The organism is Mucilaginibacter oryzae, from assembly GCF_003148845.1.
GTDB lineage: Bacteria > Bacteroidota > Bacteroidia > Sphingobacteriales > Sphingobacteriaceae > Mucilaginibacter > Mucilaginibacter oryzae.
On the sequence record NZ_QGHA01000001.1, the window covers coordinates 358,645 to 379,171 of the forward strand.

Genomic DNA, 20,527 nt, shown 5'->3' on the forward strand with positions numbered 1-20,527 from the left:
CTCCGTGAAAAAAATCGTTTTGTCGCTACTTATTCTTTCATTGTTCAATTGCCGCGAGGCTTTGGCACAGTCGTTTAAGCTGATGCGTTTTGACGAGGATTATAGCGCGCTGAAAACGGATACCACTCATAGCGCTTATAATAAAATCAAATATATAGGGTTATCGGCAAACCGCAGCGTCTACCTCTCTGCAGGCGGCGAGATCCGGTATGAATACGCCTCAAAAATTGACGAGAACTGGATTGCCGGTCAGGGTTATAACTACAGCTTTTTGCAACGTTACTCGCTGAATACCAACCTGCAAATGGGCAGTAGCTTTCGCATCTTCGCGCAAATAAACAGCGCGCTTGAAAACGGCAGCAAGTACGGCCCTGCACCTGTTGATGAAGATAAACTCAATATCCAAAACCTGTTTGCCGAATTAAAAGTATGGCAAAAAGACGATAAAAGTTTTTCATTACGAGCCGGCAGGCAGGAACTAAATTACGGCACCGGCCGGTTGATTTCAGTACGCGAAGGCACTAACGTAAGATTATATTTTACGGGCGCCAAAGCCATGTACCGGGCTAAAAACTTTGTGCTGGATGGCTTTGCCATGATGGCCGACAATGTTAACCCCGGTGTTTTTGATAATAAACCAACGCATCAGTTAAACCTTTGGGGCGCTTATTCAAGCCTGATCATACCCAAAGGCGGAAATTTTGACTTTTACTATCTCGGCGTAAAAAATGACAACAAGCGCTTTGAAGAAGGAATAGCCAACGAGACACGGCACACCCTTGCCACCCGTTACTGGAAATACGGCGGCGGGTTTATTTACAACCTTGAAGGGGCATACCAGTTTGGCAGCTTTGGTAAGGGTAACATTAACGCCTGGACATTGGCTATTGATTTTGGTTACGTGTTTGATAAAGTAAAAGGCATGCCAAGCATCAACCTCAGGAATGATTATATCTCCGGGGATGCTAAAAAGGGGGATGGAAACCTGCAAACTTTCAATCCGCTTTACCCGCGTGGCGGCTACTTTGGGTTTAACCCGCTTATTGGCCCGGCCAACTTAATTGACCTGCATCCCTACGCTACCTATAATATATTTAACCGCCTGGATTTACAAGCCGATGTTGTGTTTAACTGGCGCTATTCCACACAAGACGGCTTGTACAGGCCAAGCGGTAATTTTAACCTGCCCGGCGCGGCTTCAAATAAAAAGTACATTGGCACAACCTACCTGGCCAGCGCCGAATACAGGTTCAGTAAATTTTTTACCCTGAGCAGCGGCGCGCAATATTTCCGCACAGGGGCTTTTATTCAGGATGTGGTGAAGCCCACGGCTAACTCCTGGTTTTACAACATGCAATTCACGTTTAAATTTTAACACCTAATAATAAAAACATCATGTTCAAATCATCTACACCCGCCAACGGAATCTGGCAAGGCCGTCTTAAGGCAACCGTATTATCTTCTCTGTTATTTATTGGTTTAAGTTCGGGCGTTTTGGCGCAAAACGCTTCGCCTCAGCTGGCCGCGGTAAATACATCGGCAATTTTAGGTAAGGCCGATGGTATAGCTATTGAAGGCAAAGTGCAAAGCCCTTCGGCACAGCCCACCCCCTTACAAATAGTGTGTGTATTTGAATATACCGAAGGCGACATGACCAGCCCACAAGCTTTACCGGCTGCGGCAAACGGCTTACTGCATGTAGATGAGGCGCTAAATGGCCTGATTACCGATTTACGTAAAAGCGGAAAATTTGCCGGCCACGCACTCGAAACTTTACTGATCACCCCACCCAAAGGCAGCATCCCGGCACAAAAGCTATTACTGATAGGCCTGGGCGATCGTAATCAATTTACACCCGAACTGATGACCAACGTAGGCCGGGTAGGCATGCGCGAAGCGCTGAGGTTGGGCGTAAGCAGCTACTCGCATGCAAGCGACCTGAAAGATGCAGGGATCGATTCGCCGACCGGCCCGGTAGCAGTTAACGTGGTTAAGGGCGCGCTGGAAGCTTATGAAACTGAAGAATACCTGGTAAGCAAAAAACTATCTGCCCATAAACCATTAACCAAAGTTACCCTTTTGGCCGGCCAGGCGTTTTTCGCCCCCTCAGGAGCGGCTATTAAGGCTTACCTGGCAACCAAACAATAATTACCGATATGAAAAAAGCCGATATGGTATTGTTTAACGGTAAGATCCACACCGTTGACGCTAAGCAGCCCTCTGCCACCGCGGTGGCCATACTCGACGGTAAATTTGTTGCCGTGGGCGATGATGCTGAAGTGCTGAAACTGGCCGGCGAAGGCACCACCAGCATCAATCTGCAAAAACAAACGGTAATACCGGGCATCAACGATTCGCACACGCACCTCATCAGGGGAGGGTTGAATTACAACCTCGAACTGCGCTGGGATGGCGTACCCTCGTTGGCAGATGCCTTGCGGATGCTGAAAGAGCAGGTTGACCGGACACCATCGCCGCAATGGGTAAGGGTGGTTGGCGGCTGGTCGGAATTTCAGTTTGCCGAAAAACGCCTGCCAACCCTGGCCGAGATCAACGAACTTTCGCCGGACACCCCGGTATTCATCATGCACCTGTACGACAGGGCCTTTTTAAACCGGGCTGCCCTTAAAGCTGTAGGCTATACCAAAGATACACCCGCGCCGCCGGGCGGACACATTGAAAGGAATTCGAAAGGTGAACCCACCGGGTTGATCCTTGCCACGCCTAACGCCCTTATTTTGTATGCAACCCTGGCTAAAGGCCCTAAATTATCATACGAGCACCAGGTAAATTCAACCCGGCATTACATGCGCGAAATGAACCGTTTTGGCATCACCAGCGTAATTGACGCGGGCGGCGGCTATCAGAATTTCCCCGATGATTACCGGGTGATAGACGAATTGAACAATGAAGGCAAGCTCACCGTACGGATAGCCTACAACCTGTTTACCCAACGCCCCAAGCAGGAGCTGGAAGATTTTGAAAGCTGGACAAAAACAGTAAAACTTTACCAGGGCGATGACATGTACAGGCACAATGGTGCAGGAGAAATGCTGGTATTCTCTGCCGCCGACTTTGAAGATTTTGTACAACCACGCCATGAACTGCCTGAGCAAATGGAAGATGAGCTGGAACGCGTTGTACGCCTGCTGGTTGAAAACCGCTGGCCTTTCAGGCTGCATGCCACTTATAACGAAAGCATTACCCGCTTTTTAAACGTTTTTGAAAAAGTGAACCGCGAGATCCCATTCAACGGCCTGCCCTGGATATTCGACCACGCCGAAACTATCCACGAAAAAAATATAGAGCGTGTTAAAGCATTGGGCGGCGGCATTGCTATACAGGACAGGATGGTTTTTCAAGGCGAATATTTTGCCAACCGGTATGGTGAAAAAGCGGCCCTGCAAACCCCGCCGGTTAAAAAAATGCTGGAGATGGGCGTACCTGTGGGCGGCGGTACCGATGCTACCAGGGTATCGAGTTATAACCCCTGGCTGGCGCTGTACTGGTTAACATCGGGCAAAACACTTGGCGGCACAACAATTTACGATGAGGAAGGCAGGCTTAGCCGCGAAACGGCCCTGGAACTTTACACCAGGGGAAGCGCCTGGTTCTCGAACGAGCAGCAGAAAAAAGGCGCGATAAAAGTTGGGCAGCTGGCTGATTTAGCTGTGCTTGACAGGGATTACTTCAGCGTTGACGAAGAACAGATTAAAGCGATAGAAGCGGACATGACTATTTTGGGTGGTAAAGTGGTTTATGCTAAAGGAGCGTTTTCATCCCATAACCCGCCGCCCATCCCGATCCTGCCAGATTGGTCGCCCACTAAAATTTATAACGGTTATTTTCCCGGCAGCAACCATTTAGCGCCGGCCAATACCCACCAGGCACAAGCCGAAAAACGCAAGGCCGACCAAACGCTAATGCAGCAGCAGATAGCCAACGCGGTACATAGTTGTATGGGGAGTTGCCGGGTACACGGGCACGACCACAACCAGGCCCGCATGAGTAATTTGCCGGTAAACGATTATACAGCATTCTGGGGCGCGTTGGGCTGTTCATGTTTCGCATTTTAACGGAGTTGTTTTTATGAACGATATTATTAAACACCTGCTTTACTCAGACCTGGGTACGCCGGTAGCTAACTGGGCCATGTTCGCGTTTCGGATTTTGCTGGCTGTTGAACTTTTCAGGGTGCATGGCATGAAAAAATTCAGGGGTAACGATGGTAAGCCCGAAGTTGTACCTAACCCGCTGGGTTTGCCCCAGGCTATCAATAACCTGGTAGCCACGCTTTCAGACACCGTTGTGCCGCTGATGGTAATATTGGGTTTATGTACCCGCGTAGCAGTGTTGCCAACCATAGGTGTAACCGCTGTTGGTTACTTTGTGGTACACCGGCACGATTCGATTGAGGTGCGCGACGTGCCTTACGTATATACCATTTGCTTTTTATTGCTGCTGGCCACAGGTCCTGGCAGCATCTCATTTGATCAATTAATTTTTAATCATTTCTTTAATATTTAAATACATTAACCATGGAACCAAAAATCGGAATATCGGCAGACAACCTGGCCAAAGTGGCCCACGCCCTGAACAGTATCCTTGCCGACGAGTATGTGCTTTATACCAAAACCCGCAACGCCCACTGGAATGTTGAAGGCCCTGACTTTCATACCAAACATCTGTTTTTTGAAAGCCAGTACGAACAACTGGACGAGATTATGGACAGCGTGGCCGAACGCATCCGCTCGCTTGGCCACTACGCGCCGGCTACTTTAAAAAGCTTCCTTGAATTAACCCACCTATCCGAAGTATTACACAGCAAAAATGACGGCGCGGGCTTTATTACCGAGTTGCTGAATGACCATGAAAGTATCATCATCCGTTTGAGGGAAGACATTAATATTTTCGCCAATGACCTGAAAGACCTCGGCACCAGCGATTACGTAACCGGCCTGATGGAAACACACGAAAAGATGGCCTGGATGCTCAGGTCGCACTTAAAATAAAACAACATGGAAAATCAACACAATATCTGGTTTGTAACACTTATTTTATCCGCCGTGGCGGGTTATTGCGATACGGTAACCTTTGTATCTGCCGGTTCTATTTTTTCCGCTCATGTAACCGGTAACTTTATCGTGTTCGCTTACCAGATCATCAAAGGTACGGATGCACAGGCCTGGGTAAAACTGCTTACATTCCCGGTATTTATGCTCTCGGTCATCATTGGCGGGCAAATTGCGGCAAGATCGGTAAACCGCTACAAAATATTGCTTGCCGAAGGGCTGGTGCTTTTGCTGAGCGGCATCATCTCCGAACTTTTTGTGCATACCCCCGCGCTAACCCTGCAAACTTATCTGGTGGTGATGCTGGTGGTATTTGCTATGGGGCTGCAAAATGCCTTCGGTAAATTGTATGCTAAAGAAACATTCGGGCCAACAACCATGATGACGGGCAACGTAACCCAGTTTTCGCTTGATCTTGGGAAATCCGCAGGTTCGGCATTTAAGGACCTTATATCGATAGAGAGCCTTAAAAAGCAAGGTGTTACTATCGGCGGTTTCCTTTTTGGATGCGTGGCCGGGGCTTTATTGGCTAAGCACTTTGGCCTTACGGTGATTGTTTTGCCGGGAGCCGGTATGATTATTTGTTATTTCAGCACAGGTAAAAACGAGCCTGTTACCACGGTTTAATCGTGACATAGTTTAAGGCCGTTATCTTTTACGGCCTTAAATTAAAAACCTTTTATCGCAAATTGACGAAATGCCGCCATCGCTCCCTAACAGGATTGTATATAAACTAAAGATTAACAGCTGGTTAAGCAATGGTATTCTTCTTGACGGCAATTGATAGGAACTTATACATGAGGCGGGTTAAAATCTTTTTATTGGCGGCAATGATGTTAACGGCCACAGCTGTTTGTTCGCAACCGGCAAAGTTGAAAAACATACTGGAGGGCTTGAAGGGCAGCGGGCAGGATACCACGAGAGTTAACTTGCTTATAGGTCTTGGCAAGTTCTATTTAAATAAGCCCGGCGAATTTAAAAGTGACCTGGACAGCGCTTTGCTGCTGAGCGGACAGGCCAGGCAGTTGAGCCAAAAGCTAAACTATAATGCAGGCGTAGGTAAAAGCCTGATACTGGAGAGCCAGGTTTTTAGTGAAACGGGCAATAAAAGCAAAGCTATGGCAACAGCGCAAAACGCGCTTCAATTTGCTCAGGGTCATCATTTGCTCAAGGAGACGGCAGACGCCTATTTATCCATCGCTAATTTTTACGGTATTGAAAACAGCGACCTTGCTGAAAGGATCAGGTACACGGAAAAAGCCATACCATTGTATCAGCAGGGCGGCTTTAAAATGGAACAGGCAGGCGCGTTAAAATCGCTGGGAGATTATTACCATTTACAGGCTGATAACCCCAAAGCGTTAAAGCTGCTGGAGGAGTCGCTGGCTTTATACAAGGCTGTTGGTTTTAAGGAACTACAGGGCGTTTACGATTTGCTGGGCTATTTGTATGCCCGCACCGGCAATGACGTTCTTTCTTTAAAATACGGCCTTATGGCAGTTAAAACAGCAGAACAGGTACGAGATACCAGCATGCAGCTGTGTACAATTTATAACAGGCTGGCCATCACTTATAACGGGCTAAAGAGATATGACCAGGCCTATGCCTATTATCAAAAAGCGCTTAATGTTGCGCTGCGGTATCAGCAAACAGATGCCGTGCAACAAATTAAATTTAACCAGATCATCTTAATGATGGGGATTAAACGGCCTGAACAATCGCTCGCAACGTTAACTGAGGTTGTTCAAAAATATCCGCCCGGCGATAACACCCGGCTCAGGATAACCGCTTTATCCCTTTTTGCAAAGATATATATGGACATGAAGCAACTGCCCAAAGCGAAGAGGTTTGTGGATTCGTTGCTGTTTTATTACCCGGACTTCGGAAAAGAATTTGGTTATGCCCCATTTGTAAACGAACCCATTATCAAATATTATTTCCTGACTAAAGCATTCAATAAGGCCTATCCTTATCTAAAAACCAATGACAGCCTGGCCAGGCTTCGCCATAATTTAACAACAATTGCCACCAATGAACTAAATTGGGCAAAAATCGATTCCGCGTCGGGAAAACCTGTTTCAGCGCTGCAGCATTACCAGGAATACAAATCGAAAAGCGATTCGATCAAAGATCTGGACCTGAAAAAGCAACTTTCAATTTTGCAGTTCCAGTTTGATGTTGATAATAAAGACAGGGATATCCTGCTGCTCAGGCAAAAAGGCCAGCTGCAGCAAAACCGCCTGCGTAACGAAACCATACTTCGTAATGTTGTTATAGGCGGATTAATTGTTGTAATGATGTTTGCAGGCCTTTTGTACAGCCGTTACAACGAAAAAAACAAGAGCAACAAACTGCTCACCAGCAAACAAACCCAGATCAACCGCCAAAACGATGAGTTGATCAGGCTTTTGCAAGAAAAGGAATGGTTGCTAAAAGAGATTCATCACCGGGTTAAAAACAACCTCCAGATCGTGATCAGCCTGCTGAATACGCAATCGGCTTACCTGGATAACCAGGACGCGCTGGAGGCCATTAAAAACAGCCAGCACCGGATGCAAACCATGTCGCTGATCCACCAGAAATTGTACCAGTCCGAAAATTTGTCAACCATTGATATGGCGGTATATATCCGGGAGCTGGTTGAATATTTAAGTGATAGTTTTGGCCGGAACAAAAATGTGGTGATGGAGATTAAGGTGGCTCCTCTGAAACTGGATGTTGCACAAGCCGTACCGCTGGGGCTGATCCTGAACGAAGCCATAAGCAACGCTATTAAATATGCGTTTCCAGGAGAGCAGCGCGGGCGTATTGATATTTGCCTTGAACCGGTGGCAGACGGCAAATACCTGCTTTGTGTTGCCGACAATGGCCCGGGCTTGCCCGAAAACTTCGACCCCTATAATACCAGCTCGCTGGGTATGAGCCTGATGTTGGGCTTAAGCCAGCAACTTGACGGCGACTTTATGCTGAAAAACAATAATGGCTTAAGAGTTTGCGTCACTTTTAAGGCCATGAAATTTAATAACTTAGAAAACGAATTAGCCTGACCGTTTGTCGGGCATGATATAAGCAATGAAAGAGCAGATTTTAATAGTTGAAGATGAGTTTATAGTCGCGAACGATCTGAGGATCATGCTTCAAAAAGCAGGTTATAAAGTTTGCGGCATTGCGCCATCGGTAGCCAAGGCTACAGACCTGATCAAGGCTAAAAACCCTGATTGGGTGCTTCTTGATATATTTTTACAGGGCAGCAAAACGGGTATAGATCTGGCCGGTCAATTAAGCGAAATGGGCATTCCGTTCATTTATATATCGGCAAATACCAACCAGGCTATATTGGAGGCCGCGAAGGCTACGGAACCTTATGGTTTCCTGGTTAAACCGTTTAGGGAAAAAGATTTGTTGGTGATGCTCGATATCGCCCTTTACAGGCATGAACAAAGTACAAGGCTTAATCAGGCGCGGGTTACATCGCTTAAAGATCAGGTAGCCATGATAGCCGCTAAATCCGATACCAGGGACGAGAAGCTGAAACAGGCGGCGGCTGTTTTGCAGGCCGTGGTGCCGTTTGATTGTTTACAGATCAGCAAAAACGACCCATCGGCCGAGCAAGAGCAGGTTTATCTCGTAAAAAACAACCTGAACCTGTTCCAGGTGCAAACACTTAACGACCTGTTGCAGCTAACGGGTGTTACACAAAGAGATTACCGGTCATGGAAACCCTCGCCAGCCGACACCAAAAACCAGTTTTACAATAATTTTGAGTTCAGGCGTTTAAAAATGGATAGCTTGTGGCTAAAAGCCCTGAGCGATCATTATCAATATCAATCCGCCTTGTGTTATGATGTGCTTTTGGATGATGGGTATGTTTATAAATTCCTGTTTTTAAGCACCGCTCCTGATGGTTACAATAAGCTACAGCTTGACTTGCTTCAAAAAAACGACGTAGCGCTGAAACAATTAATTACCGATGTACTCCTGAAAAAGGATGCGGAAGTAAAACAGACGAGAACTGTTAAAACAACGCCGCTGCCGCTCAGCCTGCCGGCGGCTTCTCAGAATTTTAATGGTATTATTGGCGAAAGTCCTCTGCTCAAGGCGGTATTTCATAAAATTACCATCGTTGCGCCCGATGAAACCTCCGTGTTAGTTGTAGGAGAAAGCGGGACCGGGAAGGAGCGCATAGCGCAAACCATCCATAAACTGTCACCAAGAAAAAATAAGCCTATGGTAACGGTTAACTGTGCAGCACTTCCCATAAGCCTGATAGAATCGGAGTTATTCGGGCACGAGCGGGGCGCATTTACCGGCGCTACCGAAAAAAGAACGGGTAAATTTGAACAGGCCGACGGCGGTACCATATTCTTGGATGAGATAGGTGAATTGCCGCTTGAAGCACAGGTTAAACTGCTGCGCGTTTTACAGGAGAAGGAAATTGAACGGCTTGGGGGCAACTACACCAAAAAGGTGAACGTGCGGATTATAACAGCTACCAACCGAAACCTGGAAAAAGAGGTAGCCGAAGGGCGTTTCAGGCTTGACCTGTATTACAGGCTCAACGTATTCCCGATAGAGCTGCCTGCACTGAGGCAACGGAAGGAAGATATCCCGCTGCTGGCCAACTATTTTTTAGACCGTTTTGCCAAAAGATCGGGCAAAAATGTTTCAGGAATCAGTGAAACGGCCATGCAGACTTTGCTACAATACGACTGGCCTGGAAATATCCGTGAACTTGAACATTTAATTGAGCGCAGTTTGTTAATGGCGACCGGTGATAGTATTGAGACGATTGAGATCCCTAAAGTTTCGGCTATGGCTGCCGGGCCGCAGAAAGAAGGCTATCGTGTAAGGACAATGGAAGAGATGGAACGGGAGCATATTCTTGAGATATTGAAAATTTGTAAAGGGAAGATCTTTGGTGAGGGCGGCGCGGCAGAAATGCTGAATATGCCATCAACAACGCTTAATTCCAAGATCAAACGATTGGGGATTAAGTATGAGTATGTGAAATAATGTCAAAAACAGGAGATCTGGCGGCGTAACGGTCAGTTCTCCCGTTCTGAAAGCTCCGGCCTGAATGTGATAACTTCCGGTTGCAGCACCGTATCAATTGCTGCGGGGATATCCCAGAACTGCCGTGCTGCCTTATTGATAAACTCCATTTCCCCGGGATAAATTACGGCGGCGGGTATTGTTACCCTCTTATAACCGCCTGTTAAAGTAAATACTACCAGGTTTGTTATTTACCCGCAAAAAAAAGTCCAGGGAATGTTTGTGCACTCCCTGGACCCCGTTATAAATATTATACGTTTTAAGACTGGATGAAGCTTAAAATATCAGCATTAATGGTAGCCGCTTCGGTTGCAGGCATACCATGCGGGAAGCCCGGATAAGATATCAGTTTACCGTTTTTCAGCAAGGTAACGGCTTTTTTGCCCGAGATTTCGAATGGTACAATCTGGTCATCTTCGCCGTGCAGCACTAATACCGGTATATCCACATTTTTCAAATCTTCAGAAAAATCGAATTCTGAGAAAGCGGCGATACCAAAATAATGCGCGTTTACAGCGCCCATCATTCCCTGGCGCCACCAGTTATCGCGGATACCTTGCGATATCCTGGCACCTTCACGGTTAAAGCCATAAAAAGGCATGGTGAAATCCTGAAAATATTGCGCCCTGTTGGTAGCGGTGTTCAGGCGGATCTCATCAAATACCTCCATGGGCACGCCGTCGGGGTTATTTTCGGTTTTCACCATAAGTGGTGTTACGGCACTCACCAGCACAGCCTTGGCCACCCGGCCTTTGCCATATTTATTCACGTAGTGGATCACTTCGCCACCACCTGTAGAGTGGCCAACGTGGATGGCATCTTTCAGGTCGAGATATGCTGTAAGTTCGGCAACATCTGCCGCGTAAGTTTCCATGTTATGATTGGTTCCTCCCTGGCTCGACCTGCCATGCCCGCGGCGGTCATGGGCAATAACGCGGTAGCCTTTTTCTAAAAAGAACATTAATTGCGCGTCCCAGTCATCGCTTGATAAAGGCCAGCCATGATGAAACATAATCGGTTGTCCTGTTCCCCAATCTTTGTAATAAATTTCGGTGCCGTCTTTTACTGTAATTTTCATGTTGTGTAGTTGTGTAATTAAAAGATCAAAAAGTTAATTAATTCTATTTTTTAACTGAACCGCGAACTTATTTACGTTGCCCGCCAGGTAATGAATTACCATTTGCGTGCCGCAATTACAACTACTTAAATTCCAACAATTTAAATAAACACTATAGTATTTTCGCTTACGCTATTTCGTGATTTTACGTATAAACGCCGACACCAGCCGCGAAAGGCGCATAAATTTTAAACCTCACTTTATAATAATAGGGCAAGACAATCAGAAAAAGGCCCTGCCTGTTAAACGGGAAACGCGATGGCAATAACCGTTCCTCCGTCGGTAGCGAAACTCACCCTGCCACCCAGCTGATCAGTGAGACCTATGATCATATTTACGCCTAATGAATTACAGGCATACATATCAAAATCGTCCGGCAAACCGCGGCCGTTATCCCTGATCACAAGTTCGTAAAGATTATCATCGGTGATGGAAGATGAAAGCGTTATGATACCGGTGGTAGTTTTATCAAAAGCGTATTTAACGCTATTGGTAATTGCCTCATTCAGGATGAGGCCAAGCGGTACTGTCCGGGCGGTATCCAGCAGGGCATCTGTCAGGTTTATTTTAAACTTGATCCGGTTATTGCCGTGGAAGGAATCAAGAATACATTCCGAAAGTTCTTTGATATAAAGTCGGATGCTGATGGTGGCCAAGTCATCCGATTGATAAAGTCTTTGATGAACGATAGAGATTGCCTGCATGCGGTTCTGGCTGTCTCGTATGGCGGCTACCGCCTGTTCGCTATCCAGGTAGGATGCCTGCGTATTTAACAGACTGGATATGATTTGAAGGTTATTTTTAACACGATGGTGGATCTCTTTAATCAGCCATTCTTTTTCCTGGAGCAGCTGGTTGAGCTGGTCGTTCTGTAGACTGATCTCCTCCTGGTTTGCCCTCAACTGCTCGTTACGTGCATTGATCTCATCCTGGTGTAATTTCAATTGCTCATTCTGTGCTGTAATCTCTTCCTGGCTCGCCTTTAATTGTTCATTCTGGTTATGGATCTCCTGCTGGCTTTTATGCAAAAGCCTGTTTGTTTTCAGCTTTACGCGATAAAAATAAAGCATCAGACCGCTAATCAACACAAAGGCACCCAACGCGATAGAGATGAGTTTACGGTGCAGCATGCCCTTTTCCAATTCGCTGTTTTGCAGATTATTGCGGTTGCGCAGATCAAGGTTTTCCCGGTCGCGCTCGGCCGTTGCAAACTGCAACTGCAGCCGCTTTGTTTGCTCCAGTTTTTTAGCGTTGTAGATAGAGTCGCTGATGTTCTTGGATTTTTTGAAATAGTTTAATGCAGATAAATAATTACCGCGGGCAGAATCAACCTTGGATTGGAACGAATAAAGCAAGGCCATTTCTGCTGCCGGAACAACCGCACCTCCGGCATCAAAAACCATCTTTAAAAAGGGAGCCGCTTTGCTAAACTGTCCATGAAGAACATAGAAGCTCGCCATTCTTTTATAAGCCGAGTAGTAAAGATAATCTTTCAGTCCGCGTACCTCAACTTGATTAATGATCACTTTATTGAAAAATTCGGCGCTATCGGTTTTATGCAGTGCTTCATAACAATTAGAACGCAGCTGCGGAAGGAAGTACGCTGTGATCTCATCATGTTTAAATAGCTTTTGCGCACTATCCAGCATGTTTAAAACCTGCCTCGGTTTCCCCGCCGCCAGCATTTCATCGGCCAGTTCAAAATAGGCCTGCTGAGGAAAATTCGCTTTTTTCAAAACTGCGGCATCACGCCATTTTTTATACCACATAGCGCTTTGCCTGTCCAGTCCCAGATCTTTACAGATGCCGGCCAGCCTTGAATAAAACCCGTTAAGGGCTATATCTGTACCGGTGCTCTCTGCTATACTGATCAGGGTGAGGCTGTAGCGCATAGCCTGATCAAGGTTGCCCCTTACCATAGCCGTAGCAACCAACAGATCGTAGGTGAACTGCAGGTTTTTATAACCCAAAGACTGGTAAACTTTTAGCACGCGATTAAGGTTTATCTCGGCAGAATCAAGGTTTCCCTGCCTTAAATAGTAATCGGCTATCTGTTTACGGCAAAATGTTTCCTCCGGCACATCGTGAACAGCCCTGGCTGCAATCTCTGCTTTATACATGCTGCCCACCAGGTTGCGGTGATAGAAATCATGAATAGCCTTGGCCTGTAAAGCCTTTAACCTGATGTAAGGTAACCGGTAAGATTCGCATAAGTTTAACACCTGCTTCAGGAAGGTCTCACAGCTCTGCTCATCCTTGCGCCTTTCTATCATCACGTTGTATCGATAAACCATGTTGATCAGTTCTATCGAGGGCATACCCTTATTGTGCGCATAGCTTTGGGCGGTCAAAAAATGCCCTTCAGCAATATCCAGGTCGCTTTTATCTTCACCGGGCTTTTCCAGGAAGTAATTACCGGCCAGGGCGTGTAACTGGCAAAAGAGCGCTCCCGATGCCTTACCGATCATTTCATTTACAGCGGCGAATTTTTCTTTGCGTAAAAGGATCCTGGCCTGCAGAATGGCGATCAGATCGGCCGATGCCTTATCGTTGATATTCTTATTGATGGATTCTGCCACAGTTACATACTTGCCCGCCGAATCTTCCACCATCTCATACCTTTCCTTATTGGTAAGAAAAAAACCACCTATGGTTACGGCCAGCCTGATCCTGGATTTATCGTCTGCGGCATTACGAAATTGCGTTTTCAGGTCGGGGAGGGAATTCTTAAGATCGATCTGCCCATAGCCCTGGTAGCCGCATAGCATGATAAGCACGGTAAAACATGCCCGGTAATACGGACGCCTGATTTGCTGAAGTATCTTCATTTTTTGCTCCGGTGGCTTCGTCACAGGTGTAAGATGGTCATGAAAAAGAGTTACGGAACTTATACCCGTCAAATATCCTTCCATTTAACAGGAAATTGATTTTAAGAAAGTTAAATAAAAACATGCCCCAAACAACTTACGATATATCGTGAATTTACCGTCGGGGTACGATGATTAAACGAAAGAGCGCTAATACTCTGCCAGTGGACAAAGATCATGTAAAAACGGCAAAGCGCGATAATCATTACCGCATCGGTTTGATGATGGAGCTATCCCCTATTCTTTTATAAACATTTAGTTATAAAAATGGGCGTATATCACCTATTGTTCAATTATTTTGGCAATCCCCTTTAAAATGAGCAGTTTTGGGGGTTTAATATTTAAAATCAAACGCAGAAGCCTGTTAAAAACGGTTTGATAAAAAAAGCCATTAAAGCAACCTCTATCCGGCATCATTAGCGCCGGCAATTCTCCGTTGCGATCACTTATGCTAAAGGGGATTGATCGGTTGGTTGTGATGGCTCCTTTTTCAAACAGCTTCTCTGCAAAAATTATAAAAAGCGGGATGCTCCCCTTAAAAGAACTTAAATACAAGAATCAAGATAACCCAATGTTTACCCAACACAATTTGATGAATTTAAAACCCGAATGGCTAAAAAGCAGGCAATTGCTACTGAAAGTAGCCGGCACCGCATCACTTTTATCAATGCTGATATTTTCATCATGTGGCAACGGTAACAACAAAAATAAAGGCGGCGAAGGCGCCGAACAGATTCTTGATTATAAAGTGCTTGAAATACAACCAAGGCAGGCAACCCTCAATGTAGATTATCCTGCAAGTATCCAGGGGCAGCAGAATATCGAGATCCGGCCTAAAGTTGACGGTTATGTAGAGAAAATTTATGTAGATGAGGGCAGCACCGTAACTAAAGGGCAACTCCTTTTTAAAATAAGCGCCCCTCAATATGAGCAGGATGTACGCACGGCCCAGGCTGGCATAAAAACCGCCGAGGCCGACCTGGCGCTTGCCCGCATGCAGGTTAACAAAGTAAAGCCGCTGGTACAGCAGGATATCATCAGCAAATATGAGCTGGAAACCGCGGAATATAATGAACAGTCAAAAGCGGCGGCGCTGGCGCAGGCTAAAGCGGCGCTTGTAAACGCGCAGATTAATGTGGGTTACACTACCATTACCAGCCCGGTTAACGGCGTAATAGGTTCATTACCGTACAAGTTGGGCAGCCTGGTAAGCGCGAATACTACCGAACCGTTAACCACTGTTTACAACACAGCTAATGTATACGCCTATTTCGCTTTAAATGAAAAGGCGCTGTTAGCTTTTACCCGCGATAGCTCAAACAAAACATCGTTAAGCGCCAAAATTGCCAAACTGCCTGATGTATCGTTAATATTGCCCGATAGCAGCGTTTATGAACATACCGGCCGTGTTGAAACCATTAACGGCTTAATTAATACGGCGACAGGTGCGGCCAACGTACGCGCAGATTTTATTAACCCACGCGGCGTGATCCGCAGCGGGAGCAGCGCTACGGTTAGGATACCCAATGTAATTAAAAATGCCATCATGGTACCACAATCGGCCACTTACGAGTTGCAGAACAAACGTTTTGTTTACGTGGTAGACGCGCAAAAGAAAGTTAAAAACACCGCCATCGACGTGATGGATAATACTGAGAGACAGTTTTATGTAGTTACCGGAGGCTTAAAGCCCGGCGATGTGATTATCCTTGAAAGCAGCGGCAATTTGAAAGATGGCACCGTAATAAAACCTACCCCGGTAAGCGCGCAAAGCGTTTACGGCGATATTAAATAAACATACAAGCACCTTACCCCATACATAAAGCAATACCATGCTTAAAAAATTTATAGAACGCCCTGTACTGTCAACCGTTATATCGGTGATCCTGGTGATATTAGGGGTACTTGGCCTTGCTACATTACCGGTATCCCAATACCCGGATATCGCCCCGCCTACCGTACAGGTACAGGCTTTTTACAGCGGCGCCAATGCCGATGTGGTACTTAAAAGCGTGATCATCCCGCTGGAAGAACAGATAAACGGCGTTGAGAACATGACCTACATGACCTCATCGGCCAGTAATGATGGTTCGGCATCCATTACCGTATTTTTTAAAGTAGGCACCAACCCCGATCTGGCCGCCGTAAACGTGCAAAACCGCGTATCAAGGGCTACCAGTTTACTGCCTTTGGTGGTTACGCAATCGGGGGTATCGGTATCCAAAAGCCAGAGCAGTGAGCTGGTTATATTTTCCCTGTACAGCGAAGACAAAACCTACGATGAAACCTTTTTGCAAAACTATACCAAAATTAACCTTGTACCGCAAATTCAGCGTGTTACCGGCGTGGGGCAGGCACAGGTTTTCGGATCGAAGGATTATTCGATGCGCATCTGGCTTAAGCCTGATATCATGTCGCGCTATGGTTTGGTGCCCGATGATATTACCGAGGCCCTGAACGAGCAGAACATTGAAGCTGCGCCCGGTAAATTCGGCGAAAACAGCCACGAACCGTTTCAATATGTACTGCGCTACAAAGGCCGCCTGCAAACACCTAAAGAGTTTGGTGATATGATCATCAAATCGGTAGGCAACGGCGAGTTGCTGCGGTTGCATGATGTAGCCCGCGTTGAACTTGGCGCTCTCGACTATTCGTTTGTGGAGCAAACCAACGGTTTGCCATCGGTGGGCGTGGCCATCAGCCAAACAGCAGGCTCAAACGCGCACGATGTAATTAATGAAACCAGGAAAATCATCGATCAGGCAGCTGAAAAATTTCCGCACGGTGTAAAAGTTGCTTACCTGGTTGATGCCAATGAGTTTTTAAATGCTTCGATAGAAAAAGTGATCAGCACCCTGATAGAAGCCTTTATACTGGTATTCATCGTAGTGTTTGTTTTCCTGCAGGATTTCCGGTCAACCCTCATTCCAGCCATAGCCGTTCCGGTAGCTATTGTAGGCACCTTCTTTTTCCTCAACCTGTTTGGCTTTACCATTAACCTGCTTACGCTATTCGCATTGGTATTGGCCATAGGTATTGTGGTAGATGATGCCATTGTGGTGGTAGAGGCCGTACATGCCAAACTCGACCAGGGCTATAAATCGGCCCGGAAAGCCTCGGTGGATGCGATGAACGAAATTTCGGGCGCTATCGTTTCCATCACGCTCGTTATGTCGGCCGTGTTTTTACCGGTTACGTTTATATCCGGCTCTACCGGTGTGTTTTATAAGCAGTTTGGTATTACACTGGCGGTGGCCATTATATTATCGGCGGTAAACGCGTTAACACTAAGCCCTGCCCTATGCGCGCTGTTTTTAAAACCACACCAAAAAGGCCAGCCTAAACACGGCTTCATCAACCGGTTTTATGTAGCGTTCAACACCTCGTTCGATATGGTAAGCGGTAAGTACCAAAAATCAATAGGCTTTTTGGCCCGCCGCAAATGGATAGTGATAGCCACGGTGCTAGTATTTGCCGGGGCTTTCGCCTTCCTGGTAAAAACCACGCCATCCAGCTTTGTGCCCAATGAAGACCAGGGTACGATATTTGCAGCCATCAGCTTACCGCCTGCCTCATCCATGGAGCGTACCGAAGCTGTAGCCACTAAAATTGACAGCATTGGCCGTACCTTTCCGGAGGTGGAAAATTCGCTTAAACTGGTAGGTTTTAACTTCCTGGCCGGGTCGGGCAGCGCTTATGCCATGGTGATCCTGAAATTAAAAGACTGGGACCACCGCAAGCAAAAAAATCAAAGTCTTGAAAGTATTATCGGTCAGCTTTTTGCTAAAACCGCCGGGCTGCGCGAGGCCAGCGTATTTTACTTTTCGCCCCCTACGCTACAGGGCTTCGGTAACAGCGATGGCTTTGAGTTCCAGTTACAGGATAAAGGCGGCCATACCATTAACGAGATCTTTAAAGTAAGTAACGATTTCCAGGCGGCCTTACGCAAACGCAAGGAAATTCAAAACCTGAACTCATCATTCAATCCTAACTTCCCACAGTTCCAGGTTGATGTAAACGTGGCCAAATGTAAGGAGGCAGGCGTTAGCGTAAACTCGGTATTGGGTACACTGCAGGGATATTACGGTGGTTTGTATGCCTCAAACTTTAACCAGTTTGGTAAACAATACAGGGTAATGGTACAGGCCGATTATGATTACCGCACTAACCAAACCGGCTTGAGCAAAATATTTGTGCGCAATAATGCCGGGGTAATGGCCCCCATTACTACCTTTGTTACGTTGAAGCGGGTATTTGGCCCTGAGTCTATCTCACGCTTTAACCTGTTTACGGCCATATCAGTATCAGGTTCGCCTAACCCGGGTTACAGTACCGGCGATGCCATTAAAGCCATCCAGGAAACCGCGGCGCAAACACTCCCGGCCGGTTATGATTACGAGTTTTCAGGGTTAACCCGCGAGGAATTAAGTACCGGTACACAATCAGCTTACATTTTTATCCTGTGCCTGGTGTTTGTTTACTTTTTGCTCAGCGCCCAGTACGAGAGCTATATCCTACCCTTTGCGGTGCTGTTGTCGCTGCCGGTTGGTTTGGCGGGCACTTACATTTTTGCCCGGATCTTCGATATCGGCAGTAACATCTATTTGCAGATCTCGCTCATCATGCTCATCGGTTTATTAGCCAAAAACGCCATCCTGATTGTGGAGTTCGCGCTCGACAGGCGCAGGGCGGGTATGGAGATCATCCCCGCGGCGATTGCCGGTGCCGAAGCCCGCTTACGCCCCATCCTGATGACGTCATTCGCCTTTATTTTCGGGATTATGCCGTTGATGTTTTCAACCGGTGCCGGGGCTAATGGTAACCGCTCCATCGGTGCCGGCGCGGTGGGCGGCATGTTTGTAGGTACGGTGTTCGGCGTATTCGTGATCCCCGTGCTGTTCATTATTTTCCAGTTACTGCAGGAGCGCGTAAGCCCGCCGAATAAATACCGCGACGAAGACGACGACGCGCCCGAAACAATCCCCGCTCCATAACTTCACCTTTTGCAATGAATAAAAAAGCTATAAAATATACCTGTTTACCTGCAATATTGCTCCTGGCGATGTCGTCGTGCCTGGTTAATAAAAAATATCAGCAACCGGGTTTAAACACCGGAAATTTGTACCGCGATGTGAATACTACAGACAGCGCTACGCTGGCATTAATGCCCTGGCAAACGCTTTTTACCGATACCACTTTAAAGGCCTTGATCCGGGAAGGATTGAATAACAACCTCGACCTGAAAAACGCTATTCAGCGCATTGCCGAAGCGCAGGCAGCTTTGCTGCAAAGCAAAGGCGCTTTGCTACCCAATGTAAGCGGCAACGCATCGGTAACCCGGTCCAAACAATCAACCGCCGGACTAAACTTTCCGTCGGGTATAGGTTTTAACACATTAACCACTACCTACCAGGCCGGCTTAAGTACCTCCTGGGAAGCAGACATTTGGGGAAAACTAACCAGCGCCAAACGGGCCGCGCTTGCAGGCTACCTGCAAACCGATGCCGCCAAACGGGCGGTACAAACCCAGCTGATAGCTGATATAGCCAATAATTATTTTTTATTACTGGCGCTTGACCGGCAGCTGGAAATAACCAAAGAGACCCTGGCCAACCGCATTAAAGATGTGGAGACGATGAAAAAGCTGAAAGAAGGCGCAGTGGTAACCGGCGCTGCCGTAGTGCAAAGCGAAGCCAATCGCTACGCCGCCGAAGTATCCATCCCCGATCTGAAACGCAGCATCCGCGAAACTGAAAACGCCCTGGATATTTTACTGGCCCGCAGCCCCGGTCCGATCAGCCGTTCAGCGCTCGCAAACCAAAATATTACTGCGTCTTTGCAAACCGGGCTGCCTTCACAACTATTGGCCAACCGCCCCGACGTACAGCAGGGGGAATACGCTTTCAGGGCAGCATTTGAAAATACCAATGTGGCCCGCGGATACTTTTATCCCCAGTTTACGATCACTGCATCGGCCGGATTTTCAAGCCTGCAGCTGAAAGACTTTTTTGATCACTCGGTATTCTATAATATTGTTGGGGGATTAACCCAGCCCATATTTAACCAGGGTATCAACAAAGCGCGCCTGCGTACGGCCCAGGCCCAGCAGCAGGAAGCGTTGAACAGCTTTCAAAAAACATTGCTGGTAGCAGGCCAGGAAGTATCGGACGCGCTTTATGCGCACCAAACCGCGGTTGAAAAGCAGGATGCCCGCGCTAAACAAATAGCAGCGCTGCAAAAATCGGTAACTTACACACAGCAGCTGCTGCGTTACAGTTCGGCCACAAATTATACAGACGTGCTTACATCCGAGCAAAACCTGCTGGCGGCGCAACTAAGCGGAGTAAATGATAAACTGCAGGAATTACAATCGGTAGTTAATTTGTACCGGGCCTTGGGCGGTGGCTGGCGATAGATTT

General features: G+C 46.9%; 13 protein-coding genes. 11 read left to right on the forward strand and 2 right to left on the reverse strand.

What is annotated here, in order from left to right:
• The first annotated feature begins 4 nt into the window (after positions 1 to 4).
• The 8 genes from LX99_RS01465 (at position 5) to LX99_RS01500 (ending at position 10,085) form a co-directional block, all read left to right on the forward strand.
• Positions 5 to 1,375 carry an alginate export family protein gene (locus tag LX99_RS01465; protein WP_109605757.1) on the forward strand — a complete coding sequence of 457 codons (1,371 nt, stop codon included), beginning with the start codon at positions 5 to 7 and terminating at the stop codon, positions 1,373 to 1,375.
• Between the two features lie 20 nt (positions 1,376 to 1,395).
• Positions 1,396 to 2,148: a M17 family peptidase N-terminal domain-containing protein gene (locus tag LX99_RS01470; RefSeq protein WP_109605759.1), complete on the forward strand. Its 753-nt coding sequence runs from the start codon at positions 1,396 to 1,398 to the stop codon at positions 2,146 to 2,148.
• Positions 2,149 to 2,156: 8 nt separating this feature from the next.
• Positions 2,157 to 4,076, forward strand: a complete 1,920-nt coding sequence (locus LX99_RS01475) for an amidohydrolase (RefSeq protein WP_109605761.1) — start codon at positions 2,157 to 2,159, stop codon at positions 4,074 to 4,076.
• A gap of 13 nt (positions 4,077 to 4,089) precedes the next feature.
• Positions 4,090 to 4,527 carry a DoxX family protein gene (locus LX99_RS01480; protein WP_022829606.1) on the forward strand — a complete coding sequence of 146 codons (438 nt, stop codon included), beginning with the start codon at positions 4,090 to 4,092 and terminating at the stop codon, positions 4,525 to 4,527.
• 11 nt (positions 4,528 to 4,538) lie between these two features.
• Positions 4,539 to 5,012, forward strand: a complete 474-nt coding sequence (locus tag LX99_RS01485; RefSeq protein ID WP_109605764.1) for a Dps family protein — start codon at positions 4,539 to 4,541, stop codon at positions 5,010 to 5,012.
• Positions 5,013 to 5,018: 6 nt separating this feature from the next.
• Positions 5,019 to 5,699 (forward strand): YoaK family protein, encoded by a 681-nt coding sequence (locus LX99_RS01490; RefSeq protein ID WP_109605766.1) that lies wholly within the window; start codon positions 5,019 to 5,021, stop codon positions 5,697 to 5,699.
• 170 nt (positions 5,700 to 5,869) lie between these two features.
• Positions 5,870 to 8,119 carry a tetratricopeptide repeat-containing sensor histidine kinase gene (locus LX99_RS01495; protein ID WP_170122596.1) on the forward strand — a complete coding sequence of 750 codons (2,250 nt, stop codon included), beginning with the start codon at positions 5,870 to 5,872 and terminating at the stop codon, positions 8,117 to 8,119.
• Between the two features lie 25 nt (positions 8,120 to 8,144).
• Positions 8,145 to 10,085 (forward strand): sigma 54-interacting response regulator, encoded by a 1,941-nt coding sequence (locus tag LX99_RS01500; protein WP_109605771.1) that lies wholly within the window; start codon positions 8,145 to 8,147, stop codon positions 10,083 to 10,085.
• Positions 10,086 to 10,383: 298 nt separating this feature from the next.
• On the opposite strand, the gene LX99_RS01505 is transcribed toward LX99_RS01500, so the two are convergent.
• Both LX99_RS01505 and LX99_RS01510 read right to left on the reverse strand, forming a co-directional pair.
• Positions 10,384 to 11,202 (reverse strand): alpha/beta fold hydrolase, encoded by an 819-nt coding sequence (locus tag LX99_RS01505; protein WP_109605773.1) that lies wholly within the window; start codon positions 11,200 to 11,202, stop codon positions 10,384 to 10,386.
• Between the two features lie 281 nt (positions 11,203 to 11,483).
• Positions 11,484 to 14,093, reverse strand: a complete 2,610-nt coding sequence (locus LX99_RS01510; protein ID WP_170122597.1) for a tetratricopeptide repeat-containing sensor histidine kinase — start codon at positions 14,091 to 14,093, stop codon at positions 11,484 to 11,486.
• A 607-nt stretch (positions 14,094 to 14,700) separates the two neighbouring features.
• Here LX99_RS01510 and LX99_RS01515 point away from each other — a divergent pair.
• The 3 genes from LX99_RS01515 to LX99_RS01525 are packed head-to-tail and all read left to right on the forward strand — an operon-like array spanning position 14,701 to position 20,523.
• Positions 14,701 to 15,903, forward strand: coding sequence for an efflux RND transporter periplasmic adaptor subunit (locus LX99_RS01515; RefSeq protein WP_109606927.1), 1,203 nt, complete (start codon positions 14,701 to 14,703; stop codon positions 15,901 to 15,903).
• Positions 15,904 to 15,940: 37 nt separating this feature from the next.
• A complete protein-coding gene (locus LX99_RS01520; RefSeq protein WP_109605777.1) occupies positions 15,941 to 19,102 on the forward strand; it encodes an efflux RND transporter permease subunit in 3,162 nt (1,053 codons plus the stop codon).
• Between the two features lie 14 nt (positions 19,103 to 19,116).
• Positions 19,117 to 20,523, forward strand: a complete 1,407-nt coding sequence (locus LX99_RS01525; protein ID WP_109605779.1) for an efflux transporter outer membrane subunit — start codon at positions 19,117 to 19,119, stop codon at positions 20,521 to 20,523.
• Positions 20,524 to 20,527: the final 4 nt, after the last annotated feature.

What these genes read in the sequence shown, in the direction of transcription:
- LX99_RS01500 (WP_109605771.1), top strand. Translation starts at nt 8,145, where the DNA reads ATGAAAGAGCAGATTTTAATAGTTGAAGATGAGTTTATAGTCGCGAAC.
- LX99_RS01520 (WP_109605777.1), top strand. Translation starts at nt 15,941, where the DNA reads ATGCTTAAAAAATTTATAGAACGCCCTGTACTGTCAACCGTTATATCG.
- LX99_RS01475 (WP_109605761.1), top strand. Translation starts at nt 2,157, where the DNA reads ATGAAAAAAGCCGATATGGTATTGTTTAACGGTAAGATCCACACCGTT.
- LX99_RS01490 (WP_109605766.1), top strand. Translation starts at nt 5,019, where the DNA reads ATGGAAAATCAACACAATATCTGGTTTGTAACACTTATTTTATCCGCC.
- LX99_RS01495 (WP_170122596.1), top strand. Translation starts at nt 5,870, where the DNA reads ATGAGGCGGGTTAAAATCTTTTTATTGGCGGCAATGATGTTAACGGCC.
- LX99_RS01485 (WP_109605764.1), top strand. Translation starts at nt 4,539, where the DNA reads ATGGAACCAAAAATCGGAATATCGGCAGACAACCTGGCCAAAGTGGCC.
- LX99_RS01515 (WP_109606927.1), top strand. Translation starts at nt 14,701, where the DNA reads ATGAATTTAAAACCCGAATGGCTAAAAAGCAGGCAATTGCTACTGAAA.
- LX99_RS01480 (WP_022829606.1), top strand. Translation starts at nt 4,090, where the DNA reads ATGAACGATATTATTAAACACCTGCTTTACTCAGACCTGGGTACGCCG.
- LX99_RS01505 (WP_109605773.1), bottom strand. Translation starts at nt 11,202, where the DNA reads ATGAAAATTACAGTAAAAGACGGCACCGAAATTTATTACAAAGATTGG.
- LX99_RS01525 (WP_109605779.1), top strand. Translation starts at nt 19,117, where the DNA reads ATGAATAAAAAAGCTATAAAATATACCTGTTTACCTGCAATATTGCTC.
- LX99_RS01470 (WP_109605759.1), top strand. Translation starts at nt 1,396, where the DNA reads ATGTTCAAATCATCTACACCCGCCAACGGAATCTGGCAAGGCCGTCTT.